Below are 20,007 nucleotides of genomic sequence, written 5' to 3' on the forward strand. Positions count from 1 at the left end.
TCACCTTGTTGGGGGCGCCGCCCATTATTTTAAGAGGCATGACATTGACGGTTCAAAAAATGGATTGGAGCCACCTGGATCGGGTGACATTTGGGGACGCCAGCTTGCAAAAGCAGGTGCTCACGATGTTCTGCGATCAGGCACGGGACTTCATTGAACAATTGAGAGTAGTTAACGAGTCTGACGAGGCAGTTACCATCCTGCATACGCTGAAGGGGTCTTCTCGCGGCATTGGTGCCAATGATCTGGCAGATTTCGTTGAGGAAGAAGAAATGCGGTGCCGGGCAGGTGAAACGATCAGGCTGGACGATTTGTTCGCCGAGATCCGTGTTGTCTGTGAGATAATTGAAGGCAAGGCTGCGAGTTAAGCGGACCTTATGGCCTGTTTCTGCGCTCAATAATCCCTTTTAAGGCCGGACTTGTTCTTGAAGAAATGAGGGCGAGCCTGTATCTGAAAGAAAATGACGCGAATTGAGTCTGGCCTCGAAAGTTTAAAATCATATGCCAAAAATTACCTTTGTTAGCGCATCGGGCGAAAAACAAGAGGTGGAAGCCGCTTCTGGCGCCACTGTTATGGAAGTAGCGATCAAGAACATGGTTCCTGGGATTGATGCGGAGTGCGGCGGTGCCTGTGCTTGTGCGACCTGCCATGTCTACGTGGATCCGGAGTGGAATGACAAGACCGGTTCTCCAGAGCCGATGGAAGAAGACATGCTGGACTTTGCGCAGGATGTTCGAGATACCTCACGCCTGTCCTGTCAGATCCGGGTCTCCGATGAGCTGGATGGGCTTGTGGTTCATATCCCGGAAAATCAGGGCTAGTTCCCACACTCGATGAAGCTTCTAATTCGAAAGGCCGGTTCCATGACCGGCCTTTTTCGTTGGTGGCTATTCGGCGGCGGAGGCGTTTGCAATTGATTTATCGGCAGCGCCCCAGATCAACTCATTGCCGGGCTCAGGATTGTTCGGCACCAGCCTTGCCAGAACGAGGCTGACGAATGCCATTCCAGCACCTGCCAGGAACACGGCCGCAGGTGAGTAAAGCCAGATCGCACCAAAGACCACGGGAATGAAGACCGCAGCGATGTGGTTGATGGTAAACGCCACGCCTGCAGTTGGCGCAATATCAGCAGGATCTGCGATCTTCTGAAAGTAGGTGCGCATGGCGATAGCCACTGCAAAGAACGCGTGATCGAGGATGTAGAGCGCCCCGGCCACATATGCATTCGTAACGAAGGCATACGTGATGAAGACGCCGATCAGGCCGACATACTCAAAGGTGAGGGCATTTCGTTCGCCGAAGCGGCCGATCAGTGCGCCGATCTTGGGGGCCAAAAACACATTGATGAGGCCATTTACGAGAAACAGGCTGGCGACTTCATGTACATCGTAGCCAAAGCGTTCCACCATCAGGAAGCCAGCGAACACCGTAAAAATCTGTCGCCGAGCGCCGCCCATGAACGTGAGGGCGTAGTAAAGCCAATAGCGTTTGCGCAGAATGAGTTTCTTGTGCTGCATCACGCCAATTTCAATGCGCGGGAAGATCATGTAGGCACCGGCAGCAATGACGATGGTTGTGATGCCTGCGAGGCCGAACACAAAGGTGAATGACAGGTTGAATGAGTTCCACGTCAGAAGGATCAAGCCGTAGGCGGCAAGCTGTGCGGCAGCGGCGACCCCTATGATTTGGCCCATGAGCGCTGGTGCCTTGTCCTTGGGAAGCCACTGCAGAGATAGCGATTGCTGCATGGTCTCATAGTAGTGAAAGCCAAAGGACATGATCAGCGTCGTGATGTAGAAGCCAAGAACGCTTGGGAAGAAGCCTGTAATTGCCACACCGACGCCAAGGGTTATCAGCGCGAGAATGGCGAAGGTTTGTTCGCGAAACAAAAACAGTGCAAACACGGCGGTGAAAGACAGAAAGCCTGGTATCTCGCGAATGGACTGCTGGATTCCAATTTCCTTGCCGGTAAAGCCAATGACATTTACCGCAAAGTTGTTCATCAGGTTCCACCAGGAGGCGAAGGCTAATTGCATGGCGGCGGCCATGATCATCAAGAGGATCACCGGCGAACGCCAGCCAAACTTCGGGTCATGCAGGTCTTTAAACATCAAATCTCTCTCAGAACTGGGATACTAGCTATAACCTACTTGCTGAAGCGGTGCGTTAGCGCAATTATGACAAATAGTGTTGAGAGTTCGCCAAGGTGTTGATGGAAGTACATCGAGAGATATTCGAAGAGCCGGAAGAGGAAAGCGGCAGCCCCGTTATCGCTTATGCGGCAGACATGCTGCCATCCATGTCACGACCCATGCACAATCATGACCGTGGGCAGCTGTTACATATCTTTTCAGGCTCGTTATTGGTGCATCTGGAGGACCGCAGTTTCTTCGTGCCACCGGACCGGGCTGTTTGGGTGCCGCCTCGGATCTTTCATCGCACGACCAACACCAAGTTGGCTGAGTTCAGAACGTTGTACATACGCGAAGACCTGTGTACTAAGTTGCCGGATCGAACGGCGGTCATCTCGGTCACGCCGTTGTTCAAGCAGCTCATCATGGCTCTCATGAGCACACCGCGTGATTATGAGGAAGATAGCCCCGTAGGGCGCATCGCGCGTGTATTGGTGGATCAGATCGGCGCTCAGCCTGTCGCCCCGCTTGCGCTGCCGCTGCCGAAAGCCGAGCGGCTTCGGTCTCTATGCGAGCGCATTTCAAGCAATCCCAAGGAGATGCCTGTGCTTCAGGAGGCGGCGGGCCTGTGTTTTCTCTCGCCTCGCACATTTGAGCGCCGCTTCAAAGCGCAGACGGGCATGAGCTTTGGACGTTGGTGTCGGCAGGCCCGCCTGCTGAAGGCTGTGGAGCTCCTTTCAGATGGAGCTTCCGTGAGCGATGTTTCGTTTGAGCTGGGTTACGAGGGAACCAGTGCGTTTATCGCGGCGTTCAAGAAAGCCTTCACGGTTACCCCCGGCCAGTATCTCAATGGTGAGGTCGCCTGATCAGCTACCACACACCCGCAGGAATTGACGTACCTTGGCAGAACTGCCGCGCAGGCTCACATTGTAGGCATGCGCACCAGCAACGTTGACGGAAAAGACATTGTCGCGGATCAACTGCTGCCATAGCGGGTCGCTTGTCTTGAACACCAGGCGCGGCAGAGGCTGACCTGCTTCATTGTTTCCCTTGTTGCCTGCTGCCGAGTAGTCTTCAGCACGTGTTTTGGTGGCCACAGTGATAAGGGCTTTTTCCTTGGCCTGCAGGCCAACAGGTGCAGCGTCAAAGATGATGCGTGCCTTCCCAGACCCCTTTTTGCATATGGCCATGAAGTCGCGAGTGTCTGTTTCCGCTACGCCATGAACCAACCAGGCCCGGTTGTTGTTTTCCTCAACGCGCCATTCCATGCGGCCATCATTACTGCGAAGGGCCGCAGGTTCGCTGGAGAACTGGCCTATAAATGGCAAGCTCTGAGCAGGAACTGACTGCTTGCGCTTGTCTTGATAGTCGAAATTGAAGGCTGTCTGTCCATCCGCGCCCAACAGGCAGGTAAATGTAAAAGGTGTCCAGTTCGCGCCCTTCTGATAGAGGCCGCGACCGCTCAAGCGGCCTTCTTGCAGCTTGAGAACTGGTTCTTTGTTCAGCTCTGCCTGAGTAAAGGAGCCCACGCCCAGTGCGACCTGTCGTTGGGTCTTGATGCCTTGGGTGGCGGACAATACGTTGAACGCTTGCCTCTCACACGCGAGGCGCGCCTGCCGCACTGGGCCGGAGGCCACACGGGCGCGGTTGGGAGCTGGAATTGATGTGGTATCCTCACGCTTTGGCAAATAGTAGCATGCCTTTTGACGGTTGGGATTTGGATTGTCGAACTGCCGCACCGTACAGGCAATTTCTGAGTTTACCTGTCGCTGATTGAACTTGTTGCCCGCACCGAAGCGGACCAGTGTTGGGTAGGGCACCTTGCAGACTTGGTACTCAAGAGCACACCGCTTCCAGCCGTCTACTGCATCGGGCGCGCGGTCTGGCAAAGGTTGCAAGAGCCCAGTGTCGCCAGCATGGTCTGACCAACGCTCATAGCTTGGCGAGTTGCTTGGTTGGCGGCCTACATAGAACAAGGCACGGCAGCCGCGATCGACCCATACGCCTTTGGCTTCAACACCCCATGTTGCTCCAGCACGGCAGGGACTGCCGCTGATCTGGCGAACAAGTGCAACATGATGACGGCGCGTTGGATGCAGCTTGCAAAGCCGCTTTCTGCCGTCAACGGATTCACACGTAAGCAGATCGCGCTGGTCAACTTCGCGAAATTGTTCGCGAACAGTTGCTGTAGAGGGGCGGTGGGTCGGGTCGCCGGTTGGGGAAGTGGACTGGTCGCCAATCACCTTACGCGTCAAGCAGTCGGTAAAGCGCTTCGAATTGACTGGGCCGCCGGTTTCCTCCAAGCATTCATTGAAAATGAGCGCTGGAACCAATGCCTGATCCAGCAGCGCATTTTGTGCTTGGCTGGTTGTTGTACCTGCTAGACTTGCTGAGAAAGCGAATACGCTCAAAAGCACACATTTGACAAAGCCGCGCTTGTTTGACGCTTGCATACGTGATCCCCCGATCCGTTGCCGCACATTGTGCGGTATGCCCGTTTAAATCGCCTCCTTTATAGTGAAGCGAGATGAACTGTGGCTGAACACATTCGCGTTGGGGGTGCAAGTTGGTGGATTAACGCGCGAGCTCTTTCATTGCGTTTTCCAAGCCTTCCAGCGTGAGCGGGTACATGCGATCTGACATCAACTGCCGAAGAAGCGTGATTGAGTTGGTGTATTTCCAATGGTGCTGGGGCACGGGGTTGAGCCATACCGCTTTCTGATAGAGGTCTGTCACACGAGACATCCACACCGCGCCAGCTTCCTCATTCCAGTGTTCCACCGATCCACCAGCATAGGTGATCTCATAGGGGCCCATGGAGGCGTCGCCAACGAAAATAACCTTATAGTCGCTTGGGTACTTGTGAAGAATATCCATCGTTGGAATGCGTTCGGTTTGGCGCCGTGAGTTGTTCTTCCAGACAAACTCATAGAGGCAGTTGTGGAAGTAAAAGTACTCCATCACCTTGAACTCGGTGCGGGCGGCGGAGAAAAGCTCCTCGCAGACCTTGATGTGGTCGTCCATCGAGCCGCCGATATCGAAAAACAGGAGCACCTTCACAGCGTTACGCCGTTCTGGGCGCATCTGAATGTCAAGGATGCCTTTGTGTGCTGTCGAGCGGATGGTGTTGTCCAGATCCAGTTCTTCAGCAGCCCCTTGGCGGGCAAACTTCCGCAGACGTTTCAGCGCCACCTTGATGTTGCGGGTGCCAAGTTCCACGCTGTCATCGAGATCCTTGAACTCGCGCCGGTCCCAAACCTTGACGGCGCGCCGGTGTCGGCTTTCATCCTGCCCGATCCGAATGCCTTCGGGGTTGTATCCGTAGGCGCCAAAGGGCGATGTGCCCCCCGTGCCGATCCACTTGTTACCGCCTTGGTGGCGATCCTTTTGTTCCGCCAGACGTTGTTTCAAGGTTTCCATGAGCTTTTCAAAGCCGCCCATGGCCTCGATCATCGCCTTTTCCTCTTCGGTGAGGTGCTTTTCAGTCAGTTTCCTTAGCCACTCTTCTGGCAGGTCAGTGATGGGCGTGTCGCTCATCAGGTCGAGACCTTTGAAGCGATGCGAGAACACCTGATCAAACTTGTCGAGGTTCGCCTCGTCCTTCACCAGCGTTGCGCGGGCCAGATAATAGAAATCTTCCACCCGGCGCTCAGCGAGATCCGCATCCAGCGCTTCCATGAGCGTCAGATATTCGCGCAGTGAGACTGGCAGGCCTGCTGCCTTCAGATCCTGAAAAAACTCGATAAACATGGGCAGAAGCTTAATCGTCAGCGCGGGCGGTGTCCACGCTGGTTTGAGCAGGTTGACCGAAAGAAGAAGTCTTTTGGGCCGTGGCTATTTCATGTCGGGTTTTGCTTTCTCTGAGCTGCGCATGATCTCCGAGATGAAGTCGGTCAGCGCCGGGCCTTTCGTTGCAATGAAGGGACTGGGTCGGCAGGTCTGAATGGCCGCAACGCCGATACGCGAAGTGAGGTAGCCGTTCACAACCCCTTCGCCCAAACGCGCAGAAAGACGGGCAGCCAAGCCCTGACCGATAAACTGTTCTACAAAATGGTCGCCTGCGGCCATGCCTCCTGTGACAGCCAGATGAGTTGCAACATGGCGGGTTAGCCGCATGAACCCCAGAACCCCGGGGCGTCCGCCATAAAGACGGGATATGCGAGAGACAACGCGCAGGTTTTCGTAGAACACGATGCCAATATCAATGATGGCCCGAGGGCTGATGGCTGTAACGACAGAAACGCGTTTCGCGCTCTCCATGACAATCTTGGTAGCGCGGGCATCAAGAGGCGCAAGCAGGTCTCTTTCCGCCAGCTTAACCAGATCGCGGCCGTCGATGATCTCTTGCATGTGGCCTTGCAAGGTCTTTCGGCCGTGTGCGGTCTCGGGTCGGTCGGCGTAGAGCGACATGAGCTCATTCAGCGCACTTGTCGCGGCCTTGGCATTGTTGTTCTCAGCAGCGGCTTTGAGCTTGTCTTGAAGGTGGTCGATTTGAGAGAGGCGGCTGAGGCCGCGCCATTCTTTAATGATGAAGCCCACAAGGCCCAGACTTGCGAGTACCAAGAGTGCTACGCCGGTCCAGCCAAGCCATTCATAGCGCGCAAACAGATCGCGGATCAGGCTGTCGATCGCAAGGCCGATGCCCAAGGAAAGCAGGCCACCTGCACCAATGGTCAAAACGCGTCCCCAGCGGGATTTGGGCGGTTTCGGTTCTGGCGCTATTGCTTGGCGGTCGTCGAAGGTGTCATCTTGATCCGGCACGATCATGGCTTCGTGACGGAGCGGTTCCTCAACAATTGCATCTTCCAGCCGTACATTCTCTGCGTTCAGCTTGAATGCGGTTGGTGCGCGTCGGCGGCCTTTTCTCGTGTCCTGGGGATCCATGCTCATGCCAATTTGTCTCCAAGGAGGAATTCAAGGGCGCGATCTAGCCGAATGTGAGGCAGCGACAGAGTGATGCCTTCCGCCGTTTTTTCCAGCTTGGGAGGGCGGAACCGAATGAAGCGCAGACCTGCCTCGGTCTCGGCCGCTCCTTCCTCAAGCAGGTCTTCCGGATTGTCTGGCAGGTCGCCGGGGAAGACGGCCGCTTCTTCTTCACCATCAAAGCGGGTTTCCTCAATAAACTCGCCGGGAAGCGGTGTGCCCAGCAAGGCCGGTATGGTCTCGCCGTCGTGGTTGACACTGGCCTGGCGGGTGGCTCGAACGGAAGCCAAAGCCAACACATCGACATCTGCACCGGCAAATTCAGCGCGGTTAATGGCATCTTCCACGAGCTTCCTGAGTAGCCCCTGAAGGCGGTCATGGTCATCACTGTGCAGATGGTCGGCTTTGGTTGCGGCAAACAGGATCTTGTCAATGCGGCGAGAGAGGATAGAAAACAGCCAGCTTGCCTTGCCCGGTTTGAACGCGCCCAGAATTTGGCTAAGGGCCTTGTTCAAGTCCTCGACCGCGTCAGAACCGGCATTGATTGCCTGCAGGGTGTCAACCAGAACGATCTGCCGATCGAGCTTGGCAAAGTGGTTTTCGAAGAACGGCTTGATGACATGCTTCTTGTATGAATCGTAGCGCCGCTCCATCATGGCGTGAAGCGTGCCGGGCCGTGGCTTTGATCCATTGCCGGAAAGGTCTAGCGGGGCGAAGGTCAGAGCAGGGGAGCCCGCCATATCGCCAGGCATGAGGAAGCGCCCAGGCGGCAACATGGAAAGGGCGTTTTCTTCCTCCCGGCAATTGGCTAGGTATACCTTGAAGGCTTCTGACAGGCTGCTTGCTTGCTGTTCTGCTGTTTCCTCAGCATTCTCTGGATCAATGGTGGCGAGAACATCAAGGAACGGGCCCGCGAGCTTGGGGTGTTTGCGCGCACGCTCAAGGGCGGCTGCGCTGAACTCACGGTAGCTCTGGTTCAAGAGGGGAAGATCGAGCAGCCATTCGCCGGGGTAGTCTACGATATCCAGATGCAGCTTTCCCCGCCCAAGCTTGCGCTGCAGGTAGCAAGCGGACTCGTACTCAATTGTCAGCCGGAGTTCTGACACCTGATAGGTGCTGTCGGGCCAGAGGCGCTTTTCAATCAGCGTCCGCACATGGGTTTCGTAGTCAAACCGCGGTACCGCATCGTCTGGCTGAGGTTGCAGGTAGGCGCGTCCGATCCTTCCATCTGCTGCGGCTGGAAACAACGGCAGGCGGCCGCCCTTGATCAGGTTGTGAACCAGCGCTGAGATGAAAACTGTCTTGCCCGCGCGCGACAGCCCTGTCACGCCCAGTCGAACACTGGGTGTTACCATATCTCCCGCGCTGTCTGCCAAGCTTTCGAGCGCCGAGCGGGTATCACTTAGGAATGAGTTGAATGTGCTCAAATTAGATCTCCGGAGAACCATGTGGGGTGGTCCCCGGAGAAATGCAATCGCATAGACCTGTGGGATTGTCCAATGCAACGTCTAGGAAGAGACAACTTCCAGATATCTTGGGCGGAAGAACGCCTGAAGTTCCCCGGTCCGTGGCATGATGGAGGACCACCGCGGTGCGTCAAAGTCAATCACGGCAAGGGCCCCGGTTGGGTACTTGGCCTCAAGCTGCTGGCGAAGGTCTATGTCGCCGCTGCCAATCAGCTCTAAAGCCGTATCCTGAATGGCGTTGTTGTGACCGATGATCATGACGGTCGTTGCCGAGCCACCCATAGCCGTCAGTAGATCGACGTAATCGGCTTCACTTGTCTCATAAAGATCGCGCATGATTTGTATGCGCATTTCACAATTCATGTGTTGGAGCAGACAACTTAGCGTTTGCCGGGTGCGCAGCGCCGTTGAGCATAGCACCAACTGGGGGAACAGGGCGTTTTTAGCAATGTGCCTGCCAATCATCTCCCCAGCCTGCCAGCCGCGATCGTTAAGCGGACGATCGTGATCCGCAAGACTGATGTTGGACCAATCTGATTTTGCATGCCGCAGAAGCAGTAAGCGCACCATTTTCGTTCCTCCCACTCAAATTGTGCAATGCGGTTCTTTTTGGTTTTTGGGTTACGTTTATGCTGCAATGCAACATAAGTCTCTGATTTTCTTGGATTTTATCGTATAGGCCGCCTGCATATTTTCAAATAGCAATGTTCAATCAATTTTCGGGGAGTGCGTCCGCCCAACCGACATTGTCAAAAGCAGTTACACGAGATTTCCTCATGGATTTTTCTTGTTTCCCTGAAGCAAATGTGGCACGAACAGTTCAGTTGAATTCATCATATATTTCCGGTGTTTATTGTGCATTCAGAACACATTGGTTCCTTCTATTCAGCCCAGTTGGGTGATCGGAGAATTCATCCAGAGTTGGTGGGTGGGTTTCACAGCCAGATCGGCATCGTAGGAGGAGGTTTTGCGGGCCTGACGGCTGGTATTGAACTTCTGAAACGCGGCCGCTCAGTCGTCCTGCTTGAAGCTGAGAGGATTGGATGGGGCGCTTCTGGTAGAAATGGAGGTTTTGTTTCTGCCGGTTTCGCCGAGGGAATGGATGCAATCGAAGCCGCAGTCGGCCTTGAGGATGCCAAAAAGCTCTACAAGCTGTCTCAGGAAGGCGTCTCTTATGTGCGCCGCACACTTGAGGGAGAGGGAGCGGCTACCCTGATCGAGGGTCACGGGTGGTTGAAGGTGCAGCGGCACAAAGGTGCGGATGCGCTCAAAAGGCGTCAGGAGAAGATGGCAACGCATTATGGGGTTGATCTGGACTTTTGGGAGACGGATCAGCTCAAGAGCAAACTGAAAACTGACCGTTATTTTCATGGCCTTCATAACCCGGAACCGTTCCACATGGACCCTCTTGCCTACGCGGAGATATTGCTTGAGAAATTCCTGCGCCTTGGTGGGATCGTCCATGAAGAGACGCGCGTCCTTTCCTTGAAGCGAAACGGCGCTAGTTGGCGCATCAATACTGCGCATGGCTGTGTAAGTTGCGAGCATGTGGTGCTAGCGACCAGCGCGTATGGTGTCTTGAACCAGACTTACTACCCGGTGGATCGGACCATGCAGCCGGTCGCGACCTATGTGATCGCCAGTGAAGTTCTGGGTGAGCGGTTGCGAGGTGCTGTCGATTTTGGCGGCTGTGTTGCGGATACACGCCGTGCCGGAGACTACTACCGTACGGTCGAGGGGGGAGAGCGGCTGCTGTGGGGTGGGCGCATAACGACCCGACGCTCTGAACCTAAGCGACTGGCAGAGTTGCTTAAAGCTCAGATCTTGCAGATCTATCCGCAGCTTGGAGACTTTCGCGTGGACTTTGCCTGGTCCGGCCTCATGGGATACTCGCGGACCAAAATGCCATTGATTGGCGAGCTGAAGCCGGGCCTTTGGGCGGTGACCGCGTTCGGCGGCCATGGGCTCAGCACAACGGCCATGGGCGGCGAAGTTGTTGCCAAAGGTATTGCCGAGGGGGATGATACCTGGCGGCTTTTCAATGCGTTTGGGCCGGTTTGGGCGGGCGGTTCCATTGGCCGTCTGGCAGTGCAGGCGGAATACATCCGCTTGCAGGCGTTGGATCGGTTTGAGGAAGCTCGGTCGGGGCGGGCAGGTTAGCGTGCCGCGGCGCTTGAAGCTCGCTTCTGTTCAATATTGTGGGCCAGCCTCTGGAAGGCCCTAAGTGTGCGATCTGCTTCGGCAAGGAAGTTGCGATCAGCTGCAAACCAGAGTGTGTAACCACTCTCTTCGCCCTGAAATGCCCAGAGGCTTTCCATGGTCGCTTCAGCACCTTCCAAGTCGGTCTGGAACGTCAGGCTGTTTTCCGGCCCGTCTACAAGAGTGAAGCCGCTGCCTTCGTATTCGTCCAGAAACGTCCGTTGAATGTCCACCAGACGGTAGGGCCTGTGCTGGCGAAAAACCGCCTCAACTCCTTGCTCCCCCAAGTATTTGCAGCCTGGTCCGGTATCAGCGATATCTGGTGTTACACCGCTGCGATGGAGCCCGCCAACGGTGTCAGGGCACTCGAGGCCTGAGTAGTGCCGGAGGCCATCAAGTTGCTGTTTCCAGCCAGAGAGTACGGTGCTTGGCCGGTAGAGCAGGGCCTCAGCACTTGGGTCGGCAGCATTTGCCTTGTCCAAATGGCTGAGGGCCGCGCCAAATACGAGGGCGGCTCCAATACAAGCTTTCAAACCCGAATGCATGGGGCGTCACTTGCCTCTGTTCAGAAATGCGAGACGCTCGAAGAGATGCACGTCCTGCTCGTTCTTCAGCAGCGCCCCATGGAGCGGAGGGATGATTTTACGTTGATCCGCTTCGTGAAGCGTTTCCGCATCGATGTCTTCGTTGAGCAGCAGTTTGATCCAGTCCAACAGCTCGGAGGTTGATGGTTTCTTCTTCAGACCCGGCAGCTCGCGCATATTGTAAAAGGTGCTTAGTGCTTCTTTCAAAAGCCGATCTTTGATCTTGCCGAAGTGCACATCAACGATCTCAGCCATGGTTTCGGCATCTGGAAACTTGATGAAATGGAAGAAGCAGCGACGCAGGAAGGCGTCCGGCAGATCTTTCTCGTTGTTCGAGGTAATAATCACAATTGGGCGCTGCTTTGCGGTAACGGTTTCGCCGGTTTCATACACGTTGAACTCCATCCGATCGAGCTCCTGAAGCAGATCGTTTGGAAACTCGATATCGGCCTTGTCGACCTCGTCAATCAGCAGAACCGGGCGTGCATCCATCTCAAATGCCTGCCACAGTTTGCCTTTCTTGATGTAGTTTCGGATGTCTTTCACCCGTTCATCGCCAAGCTGACTGTCTCGAAGGCGGGAAACTGCGTCGTATTCGTAAAGGCCCTGCTGCGCTTTGGTGGTGGACTTCACGTGCCATTCCAGCAGCGGAGTTCCAAGGCTTTGAGCGATTTCGCGGGCCAGAACAGTTTTTCCGGTCCCCGGTTCGCCTTTGACCAAGAGAGGGCGTTCAAGCGCAATCGCTGCATTGACCGCTACGCGTAGGTCTTCTGTGGCGACATAGTTTGAGGTGCCGTTAAACCGCATGAACAATCCTTTTCACTCACTGAGCACAAGCTCTGCCCGAATTCGCACGGAAGACTAATCTCTCCCAACATCATGGGCAATCCCTTCCAGCTTCGCCATTGGAGCTATGTTTCAAAGAGTGGGCAAAACTTGCCGCACCTCAGGGCTTTTTTGCCGGGCGCAGGGTTAATTTGTGGCTTAACTCTTTGTTAATCATAGATAATGCGCTGAAAATAAAGAGGATTTTAATTATCGGTGTTTGGCATCCTATTTGCTCAAGTCTTGGCATCGGATTGCGCGGTGACGCGAAGAGAAATGGGAATGAAATGAGTATTTATGGAGCAATTAACTCCGCTACGACGGGCCTTGATGCCCAGTCGCAAGCGTTGGAGAATATCTCTGGTAACGTGGCGAACTCCTCGACCACGGGCTACAAGCGCCTAGACACGAGCTTTAGTGATCTTGTTTCCAGCACCGGTTCACGTCAGGCCGATCAGGTTGCAGGCACCGTTTATGCGACCTCTAGGGCTACAAATACTCAGCAAGGGGACGTGAGCAGTTATGACGTGGAAACCTACATGGCCATCAACGGCAGTGGGTACTTCGTGGTGACGGATGCTGACGGTCTCACCAATTTGAGCCCTAGCTATAAGTACACCCGCGCAGGAGACTTTGAGCTGGATGAGGACCGTTACCTCGTCAATGCTTCAGGGTATTATTTGCAAGGCTATCCGGTAAATACCACTACTGGCGCAGTGGCAGACAAGTTCGAGCCCATACGGATTTCTGATCAGCCAATGCCGGCGCAGCCTTCTGAGCAGATCGACTATCAGGCCAACCTCCCATCAACGCCGTCCACTGAGCGTTACAATCCAGATGTGCCGTCCTCAAAGTTTGTTGATCCATCTGTGTTTGCGACCACAGAGACCGATACTTCTATTTCTCTCGTAAACGGTACCGGTGATGTGCTTTCCGTTGACGACAATCTCGTCGATGTGGCTGCGTTCGATCTGAACGACGTTTTTGACATTACGGTTGATGGCTCAAGCAGCACCTTCACCATTGATGCCACCACCACCATCAAGGACTTCCTTGATAACCTGAACCAGTATAACGGTGTCTCCGCAGACATTGATGCCACCGGGCAGTTGACGATCTCAACCAGTGTTCCTTTGACCATTGGCGAGAATACGGGTGACCCGCTTGGTGGTACGCCGATCTCTGAGACCCCGACCTCGAATGTGGGCGGCGGTCCGGTAGATACCACTCAGGTGGCTGCGAAGAATAACAGCACATTCATCGATAGCACCATTTCTGGCGGCTCCGTGACCGTGTACGACACCAACGGTACGCCAATTAACGTTGAGATGCGCTGGTCGCTGGATAGCGAAGACAACTGGTCGCTGTTCTATAACTCTGCGCCAAGTGCAACAGGTGATGACACCGCCTGGTCCAAGATCGGCAATGTGGCATTTGATGCCGCCGGCCGCATGGTTTCTCCAGCTGACGGCAACATGACCATTCCCGATCTCAACGTGAATGGCGTGTCAGCAGGCGACATCATTCTGGACTTCGGCACAAACAACCTCACTCAGTATGATGACACGGTAGGTTTTGCGACGAGTGTTGACATTGAACAGGATGGTTATGCATCTGGTGAACTCGTCGGCATCTCCATCAACTCAGACGGTATGATCACGGGCAATTACTCCAACAGTAAGTCCCAAGATCTTTACCGCGTGCCGATTGCAACTTTCGCTGCTGAGCAGGAATTGCAGCGAATCGATGGCTCTGCATTTGCGGCAACACCGACGTCAGGTGAGCCGGACTTCAGAAATGGCGGGACAATTCGTGCAAAGGCTTTGGAGGCATCAAACGCCGATATTGCTAAGGAATTCTCTAAGTTGATCATCACTCAGCAGGCTTATTCGGCTAACTCTCGAGTGTTGTCTACAGCGAACACAATGCTTGACGCCGTTCTAAATATCGTGCGTTAACTGATTGAATCTCATGGGCGGCTGAAACTCAGCCGTCCATCTGTTGGAGTTGGATGATATGAGCTTGACCTCTGCTTTGAATGCTGCCGCCTCAGGCCTGTCCCTGATTAATTCTCAGCTAAAGGTTACATCCACAAACATCGCTAACGCGAATACCGAGGGTTATACCACCAAGTCTCTACCCGGGACGCAAGGGGTGAATGAGACCTCCGGTAGCTCTTATGTGATGTCCACACAAGTCAAGCGGCAAGTTGATGAAACCCTTCGAAATGCCTATTGGTCCGAGCTCAGCGGTGGTGGTTTTGCAAAGACGCTTGCAACCTATACAGCCCGTCTGGATTCATTGTTCGGTTCGCTGGATGACAGCACCAGCCTGCCCAACCGCGTGACTGAATTCACAGATGCATTGACCCAGTTGGCGGCCGATCCGTCATCCCAGTCTGTACAGGCGACTGTTGTCTCTGCGGCCGAAGGTTTAGCGTTCACGTTGAACAACACCTCAGAGCAGGTGCAGGGCATGCGCGCCGAAGCGGACTCCATGACCTACGATCAGGTCCAGTCCGTCAACGAGATCCTGAAGAGCATTGAGGCGCAGGAAACACGGATCATCGAAACGCGGGCGGAAGGTCAGTCTACCGCCGAGCTGGATGATCAGATGGACATGCTCTTGAAAGATCTGTCCAACTACATGGACGTTGAGGTGCACAAGGACTCCGATGGTGCCCTGCGCATTTCAACTCAGTCCGGCCACACGCTTTATGATGACGAGGCCTCACAGCTTTCCTTCGAGCGTACCGCGCATCTGACTGCTGGTGTTGAGGGCGGTCCGCTGTCTGTTGTGTCTCCCAATGGTTCCGAGATGAAGCTGTCCGCTGCCGACATGCAAGGGGGCTCCATTGGTGGCCTTCTGACGCTGCGCGATGAGGTTTTGCCGGAAGCGCAGACGCAGCTTGACGAAATTGCCCATTCCATGTCCTTGGCATTGTCCCGCAATGTCGATGGGGGAAACGCGGCCGATGATGGCGCGACCCCGCCTGTGGAGACAGGGTTTGCAGCTGATGTCAGTGGTTATGATCAGCCTGGCGATGTGATCGAGCTGAGCTTTACCACGGCAAGCGGGCTTACCCGCGATGTATCGTTTGTTGCGGTGAGCGATCCGTCTATGCTGCCACTTGACGGCAGTGCCACCGCTGGTGCCGACGATTTGGTGTTTGGAATTGATATCTCTGGCTCTGGTGCATCCATTGAAGACCAGATCTCAAACGCTTTGGGCCCCAAGTTTTCCGTTTCGGTTGATGCTGGTGGTGAGCTGACGGTCTTGACGGATACGGCGTCTACGGGCGTAACCATGACAGGCCTGACCTCGTACACGGCGAAAACCGATGTATCTGAGCCTGGATTGGCCGTGCCGGTGTTCACTGACGGCCGGGATGGGGGCAAGCCATACACTGGTGCCCTTGAGAACGGTGGTCAGAAGGCTGGCTATGCGCTGGCAATCAAGGTCAATCCTGAAGTTTCGGATGATCCGTCCATTCTTGGTGGGGAGGCCGGGGGCAGTGGCTCCAGTGCGCAGGATAGTACCCGTGCCGAGTATCTGATCGACCAGCTCAACACCACTCAGTTTACCTTCTCCTCGGAGACGGGCATTGGCGCCAGCCAGTCGCCTTTCCAAGGCTCCATTGCCGATTTCACCCGTCAGGTGATCTCCACCCAAGGTGCGCAAGCTGACACCGCTCAGCGCCGCCTTGATGTAACCGAGACGGCGGTTTCAACGGCAAAACTTGCCTATGAGCAGAGCTACAAGGTGGATGTGGACGAGCAGCTTGTGAACTTGCTTGAGCTGCAGAATGCCTATTCGGCAAATGCTCGCGTGCTGTCTGCGGTCAACAGCATGTTTGATGAATTGATGCAGGTGGTACGCTAACATGAGCATTTTCGGGGTTTCTTCAAACAGCACATTCCTCGCGGACTTGATCGTCAATCAAAAGCGCGAGTTTGAAACCAAGTCCACGCAGCTGGTCTCTGGCAAGGTTTCTCAGACCTATGGCGGTCTGGGCGAGCAGCGCCACCTGAACCTCTCTTTGAAGTCTGAGGTTGGACGTATCGAGGCCTATCAGACCAGCGGTGATGTTGCCTCCATCCATCTGAAAACCTTGAACACGACGTTGGAGCGGATGGAGGAGCTGCGCCGCGAGGCCGTCTCAGCCATCGATCCGAACAGCTACGTGATGACCACTGACGGACAAACGACCTCACAGGCGACGGCAGAAATTGCCATGCGCGAAGTGGTGTCGCTGCTGAACACTGATGTGAGTGGTTACTATCTCTACGGTGGCGGGGATGCCAAAGGCAGCCCCGTTGCGTCCTTTGATGAGATCATGGAAGGCGATGGCTCCAAGATGGGCCTGAAGCAGGTCATGGACGCCTTCTCGACAGCGCATCTTGGTCCAAGCGGGCAGGGGCGTCTTGATACGGCTGTAACCTCTGGTGGCGGTACTGCCACAGTTACGCTTTCAGAGCTTTCCACGGGCGACTTTGGTTTCAAGATTGCTGGCGTATCAGCCACAGGCGCGGCCATCTCAACAAACTATAGTGCCGCAGCGGGTGCGACGCCGGCAGATGCGTCTGCAACGCTGAATGCGCAGCCGCTAGAGGGTGATGCGGTCACCTTTGATCTAACGTTGCCTGATGGCACCTCAAAGAAAATCAGTCTGACGGCCACCAGCGAAGCTTCTGGCGAGCCGGGCACGTTCCAGATTGGCGCGGATGTCGATCAGACGGCAGCAAATCTGGATGCTGCGCTGAAGTCAGAACTCTCCGATGCTGCCAACACCGATCTGAAGGCTGTCTCTGATCAGCAAGCCGGGGCGGAGTTCTTCGGTACCTATGATAGTGCCCGAGATCCTGCGGTTCCCTATTTGCCGGATGCGTCAGGTGAAGCCCTCGTAGATGGCTCCGCTCAGATTTTTGAATGGTACCAGGGGGATGTCCCAGAAGGCGATGCGCGGTCAGAAAAGTTCGCCTTGATCGACAACGGTCTCAAGGTTGAGTATGGCGCATCGGCGCAGGAGCGTGGTTTTGCCGAGCTTCTTCAGGGAATGGCCGTTTTTGTAGCTGCTGACTTTCAGCCGGGGACTTCCGGGTCTGATCCTGAAGCGGTTGCGCGCGAGTACTACAGCGCGCTTTCAGAGCGCACAGACTCTGACCTTTCCGTGCCGGACAACCGGCAGTCTGGGGTCCAGAGTGTGGCTGTAGAGATGAGCATTTCCTACAAGACCGTGGAGAACACCTCTGACCGACTGGACCAAAAGAAACTGACCTACGAGCAGATGATTGGCGGCATCGAGAACGTTGACAAGGAGCAGACAGCGACCGAGCTTCTGCAGATCCAGACCAATCTGGAAACCAGCTACGCGGTAACGACCCGGCTCCTGAGCTTGTCTCTCTCCAACTACTTCTAGGTGCTCTTTCTGCCCAGTTGGCAGTAAGACCTCACAAAAACAAAAAAAGGGCCGGATTTTCCGGCCCTTACGCGTATCTGCAAATGCCAATCGGCTCTTGATCAGCGCTGCGCTGGTGGCTCAGTCTGGCCGCGCAAGCCTGCTGCAATGGCACGATTGATGTTGATCAGCGTATCAAGGCTGTCCTTGTTCGGTCTGGCAAGAATGTTCATTGTCTCGCGCATGATGAACACACCCAGATTGCCAATGTTGGTCTTGATCTCCGGCGGCAAAGGACTCTCTTCAGCTGTCGCATCCGTTGTAAAGATAGTCCATAGCTTCCGGTTGAAGATCAGCACTTCGTTGCGATCTTCTCGGGAGTAGTTGTCCCAGTCATTCTTGAGCAGCGTCAGCCGTGCTGCCGCCTTCATAAGAAGTTCCGCTTCAAGCTCTCTCGGATCAGCGGTGTTCTTTGCGCTATTCTGGTAGGCTTGGGTTGCTTGCTGATACATGACCGATAAGGGTCCTTTCGTAGTCGATCAACTTACGGGCTTCCTTGAGGGCCTTATAATAATTACCCGCAATTATCGCTTTGCTGATGTCGGTCACATAAGGGACCGTACTTGGGGCTGCTTCAATGATCTGTCCGACGAGTTTGAAATACTCATCGCTAACAGACTCGGTCTTCTGTTCCAGATACATGATCTGAACGGCCAGATAGATACGCTTTGCTGGACTATCAGCGCTTTCGACGGTCTGAATGTCCTTTTCTCGGAGAATAGGTGCAGATCCTTCAATGAAGAAGCGCGCACGGTGTGTACCGTTGGTGATCATGGATTCACCAATAATCAGCTTTTCACCGGGCTTTAATTCGACCTTGAGCGCCACCACTATCTCCCTTTTTTCCGGAGTATGAGATTTAAAGGAAACCTAAGAGTTAACAGAAGTTAATTCGGTCAGTTTCTCTAGCGTTATCCTCAATTTCCTTGGTGAATATCGCTGCAATAACGTGCCTTGTGTGCAGCATATTCTCGCAGGAGCGGCAATGCATCCCCCTTCATTATCAGTGGTCGAATATGTCACGCACACAGGCAGGGTGCATCAATTAAAAATACGCAACCTTAAGTATGCATATTCCGCAAAAAATTAACCTTTCATTAATAAATGCGGCGCAACCTCAAGTTATGTCTCCAGAATGGAGACTCGCCCAGAACGGGCAAACTTATCCTAGAAAGGGAAACACTATGTCTGATATTACGCTTACCGCAGCCGTACGCTCCAACCTGAGCACCCTTCAGTCTACGTCCAACCTGATTTCTCAGACCCAGGAACGCCTCTCCACTGGCTATAAGGTCAACTCAGCGCTGGACAATCCAAACTCGTTCTTCACTGCTGAAAGCCTGAACAACCGCGCTGGCGATCTGTCCAATCTGCAGGACGACATTGGTCAGGGTGTGTCTACGCTTGAAGCCGCTGATAAGGGTATTTCTGCAATTTCTGAGCTGGTTGATGCTGCAAAGGCGAAGGCAAACCAGGCACTGCAGACCGACGATGCAAAAGAGCGCGCGACCTACGAGAAGCAGTTCAACGAACTGCGGACGCAGATCACCGATCTTGCTAAGGACTCTGGCTACAAAGGCAAGAACCTTCTTGCTGGTACCGGCAACGATCTTGAAGTGAAGTTCAACGAAGATGGTTCTTCGAACCTGAACATTTCCGCAGTTGACTACACTGACCTCGAGAACGGTGACATGAAGATTTCCGGGCTTACAGAATCCGATAAGGGTTCTTCCGCTAGTCTGACTCTTACCGGCGCAACTGACGGTAGCACCACGCTTGAATCCCTCGCCGCGTTTGAAGCCACTGATACGCTTGAAATCGACGTAAATGGTACCAAGGCTACTCTGACGATCAGTTCCGAAACCACAGTGGACGACCTAGTCGGTTTCCTTGATGACAACCTGGACGCGACCGTCACCTACGATGGAACCACAGGTATTTCTGTTGAAGAGGGCTATGAGAACTTCAGCTTCACCTACACCAACAACGGTGGTGGCGGTGTTGCAGGTGCCGGTGTTGCGGATCAGTCAGTTTCTGACGCGACATCTGGTAGCTTCCAGACCGATGCAGGTATCGAAGCTGCAATTGGTGAGTTGAACTCTGCCAACAGCACGCTGCGTGCACAGGCTTCTACCTTCGGTACGAACCTGTCCATCGTTGAGAACCGTCAGGACTTCACCTCTGAGATGATCAAGACCTTGGAAGTGGGCGCTGGTAAGCTGACCCTTGCTGACATGAACAAGGAAGGTGCGAACCTTTCTGCGCTTCAGACCCAGCAGCAGCTTGCAACCTCCACTCTGTCTCTGGCAGCTCAGGCAAGCCAGTCTGTTCTCCAGCTTATTCGATAAGCTTCGGACACAGGCCTTTTACATTCATGAAGAGCGCGCCCTTGTGGCGCGCTTTTTGTTTTTGGTGCTCC

The 20,007-nt window shown here is 54.5% G+C and carries 18 protein-coding genes; 8 read left to right on the forward strand and 10 right to left on the reverse strand.

Features of this window, described 5'->3' with window-relative positions; all coding sequences use genetic code 11:
- Positions 1-44: 44 nt before the first annotated feature.
- Complete coding sequence (locus Q3Y58_RS11175) at positions 45-368, forward strand: Hpt domain-containing protein (RefSeq protein ID WP_319622277.1); 324 nt, start codon at positions 45-47, stop codon at positions 366-368.
- Positions 369-501: 133 nt separating this feature from the next.
- Entirely contained in the window at positions 502-822 is a 321-nt protein-coding gene (locus Q3Y58_RS11180; protein WP_274218576.1) for a 2Fe-2S iron-sulfur cluster-binding protein, read from the forward strand.
- Between the two features lie 66 nt (positions 823-888).
- Here Q3Y58_RS11180 and Q3Y58_RS11185 read toward each other — a convergent pair whose 3' ends face one another.
- Complete coding sequence (locus Q3Y58_RS11185) at positions 889-2,112, reverse strand: MFS transporter (protein ID WP_274218577.1); 1,224 nt, start codon at positions 2,110-2,112, stop codon at positions 889-891.
- A 101-nt stretch (positions 2,113-2,213) separates the two neighbouring features.
- Here Q3Y58_RS11185 and Q3Y58_RS11190 point away from each other — a divergent pair, with 101 nt between their 5' ends.
- Positions 2,214-2,999, forward strand: coding sequence for an AraC family transcriptional regulator (locus Q3Y58_RS11190; protein WP_319622278.1), 786 nt, complete (start codon positions 2,214-2,216; stop codon positions 2,997-2,999).
- On the opposite strand, the gene Q3Y58_RS11195 is transcribed toward Q3Y58_RS11190, so the two are convergent.
- From Q3Y58_RS11195 to Q3Y58_RS11215, 5 genes are all read right to left on the reverse strand, one after another.
- The gene (locus Q3Y58_RS11195) at positions 3,000-4,586 is read right to left on the reverse strand and encodes a DUF3011 domain-containing protein (protein ID WP_319622279.1); all 1,587 of its coding nucleotides are present in this window, start codon (positions 4,584-4,586) and stop codon (positions 3,000-3,002) included.
- A gap of 121 nt (positions 4,587-4,707) precedes the next feature.
- Positions 4,708-5,883 (reverse strand): vWA domain-containing protein, encoded by a 1,176-nt coding sequence (locus Q3Y58_RS11200; protein ID WP_319622280.1) that lies wholly within the window; start codon positions 5,881-5,883, stop codon positions 4,708-4,710.
- 84 nt (positions 5,884-5,967) lie between these two features.
- Positions 5,968-7,023 carry a YcjF family protein gene (locus Q3Y58_RS11205; RefSeq protein WP_319622281.1) on the reverse strand — a complete coding sequence of 352 codons (1,056 nt, stop codon included), beginning with the start codon at positions 7,021-7,023 and terminating at the stop codon, positions 5,968-5,970.
- Positions 7,020-8,504 carry a YcjX family GTP-binding protein gene (locus tag Q3Y58_RS11210; protein WP_413697809.1) on the reverse strand — a complete coding sequence of 495 codons (1,485 nt, stop codon included), beginning with the start codon at positions 8,502-8,504 and terminating at the stop codon, positions 7,020-7,022. Before Q3Y58_RS11210 ends, Q3Y58_RS11205 begins: the two co-directional genes overlap by 4 nt.
- Before the next feature lie 60 nt (positions 8,505-8,564).
- Positions 8,565-9,092, reverse strand: a complete 528-nt coding sequence (locus tag Q3Y58_RS11215; RefSeq protein ID WP_274218583.1) for a SixA phosphatase family protein — start codon at positions 9,090-9,092, stop codon at positions 8,565-8,567.
- Positions 9,093-9,377: 285 nt separating this feature from the next.
- Here Q3Y58_RS11215 and Q3Y58_RS11220 point away from each other — a divergent pair, with 285 nt between their 5' ends.
- On the forward strand, positions 9,378-10,682 hold the full coding sequence (locus tag Q3Y58_RS11220; RefSeq protein WP_319622283.1) for an NAD(P)/FAD-dependent oxidoreductase: 1,305 nt from the start codon (positions 9,378-9,380) through the stop codon (positions 10,680-10,682).
- Here the strand turns inward: Q3Y58_RS11220 and Q3Y58_RS11225 are convergent.
- Positions 10,679-11,266: a hypothetical protein gene (locus tag Q3Y58_RS11225; protein WP_319622284.1), complete on the reverse strand. Its 588-nt coding sequence runs from the start codon at positions 11,264-11,266 to the stop codon at positions 10,679-10,681. The two genes, Q3Y58_RS11220 and Q3Y58_RS11225, sit on opposite strands and share 4 nt — an antisense overlap.
- A gap of 6 nt (positions 11,267-11,272) precedes the next feature.
- Complete coding sequence (locus Q3Y58_RS11230; protein ID WP_274218586.1) at positions 11,273-12,112, reverse strand: AAA family ATPase; 840 nt, start codon at positions 12,110-12,112, stop codon at positions 11,273-11,275.
- A 305-nt stretch (positions 12,113-12,417) separates the two neighbouring features.
- Between Q3Y58_RS11230 and Q3Y58_RS11235 the strand changes: the two genes are divergently transcribed.
- From Q3Y58_RS11235 to Q3Y58_RS11245, 3 genes are read left to right on the forward strand one after another with little or no spacing between them, the layout of a single operon-like run.
- A complete protein-coding gene (locus Q3Y58_RS11235; RefSeq protein ID WP_319622285.1) occupies positions 12,418-14,088 on the forward strand; it encodes a flagellar hook protein FlgE in 1,671 nt (556 codons plus the stop codon).
- 58 nt (positions 14,089-14,146) lie between these two features.
- A complete protein-coding gene (gene flgK, locus Q3Y58_RS11240) occupies positions 14,147-16,012 on the forward strand; it encodes a flagellar hook-associated protein FlgK (RefSeq protein ID WP_319622286.1) in 1,866 nt (621 codons plus the stop codon).
- A gap of 1 nt (position 16,013) precedes the next feature.
- The gene (locus tag Q3Y58_RS11245) at positions 16,014-17,549 is read left to right on the forward strand and encodes a hypothetical protein (protein ID WP_319622287.1); all 1,536 of its coding nucleotides are present in this window, start codon (positions 16,014-16,016) and stop codon (positions 17,547-17,549) included.
- 101 nt (positions 17,550-17,650) lie between these two features.
- On the opposite strand, the gene flaF is transcribed toward Q3Y58_RS11245, so the two are convergent.
- Together flaF and flbT are read right to left on the reverse strand one after the other, a co-directional pair.
- Positions 17,651-18,040: a flagellar biosynthesis regulator FlaF gene (flaF, locus tag Q3Y58_RS11250; RefSeq protein ID WP_274218590.1), complete on the reverse strand. Its 390-nt coding sequence runs from the start codon at positions 18,038-18,040 to the stop codon at positions 17,651-17,653.
- Entirely contained in the window at positions 18,006-18,416 is a 411-nt protein-coding gene (gene flbT / locus Q3Y58_RS11255; protein ID WP_274218591.1) for a flagellar biosynthesis repressor FlbT, read from the reverse strand. The genes flaF and flbT overlap by 35 nt, the downstream gene beginning before the upstream one ends.
- A gap of 356 nt (positions 18,417-18,772) precedes the next feature.
- Between flbT and Q3Y58_RS11260 the strand changes: the two genes are divergently transcribed.
- A complete protein-coding gene (locus Q3Y58_RS11260) occupies positions 18,773-19,936 on the forward strand; it encodes a flagellin (RefSeq protein ID WP_319622288.1) in 1,164 nt (387 codons plus the stop codon).
- Positions 19,937-20,007: the final 71 nt, after the last annotated feature.

It is taken from the genome of Nesiotobacter zosterae, assembly GCF_033843645.1.
GTDB lineage: Bacteria > Pseudomonadota > Alphaproteobacteria > Rhizobiales > Stappiaceae > Pseudovibrio > Pseudovibrio zosterae.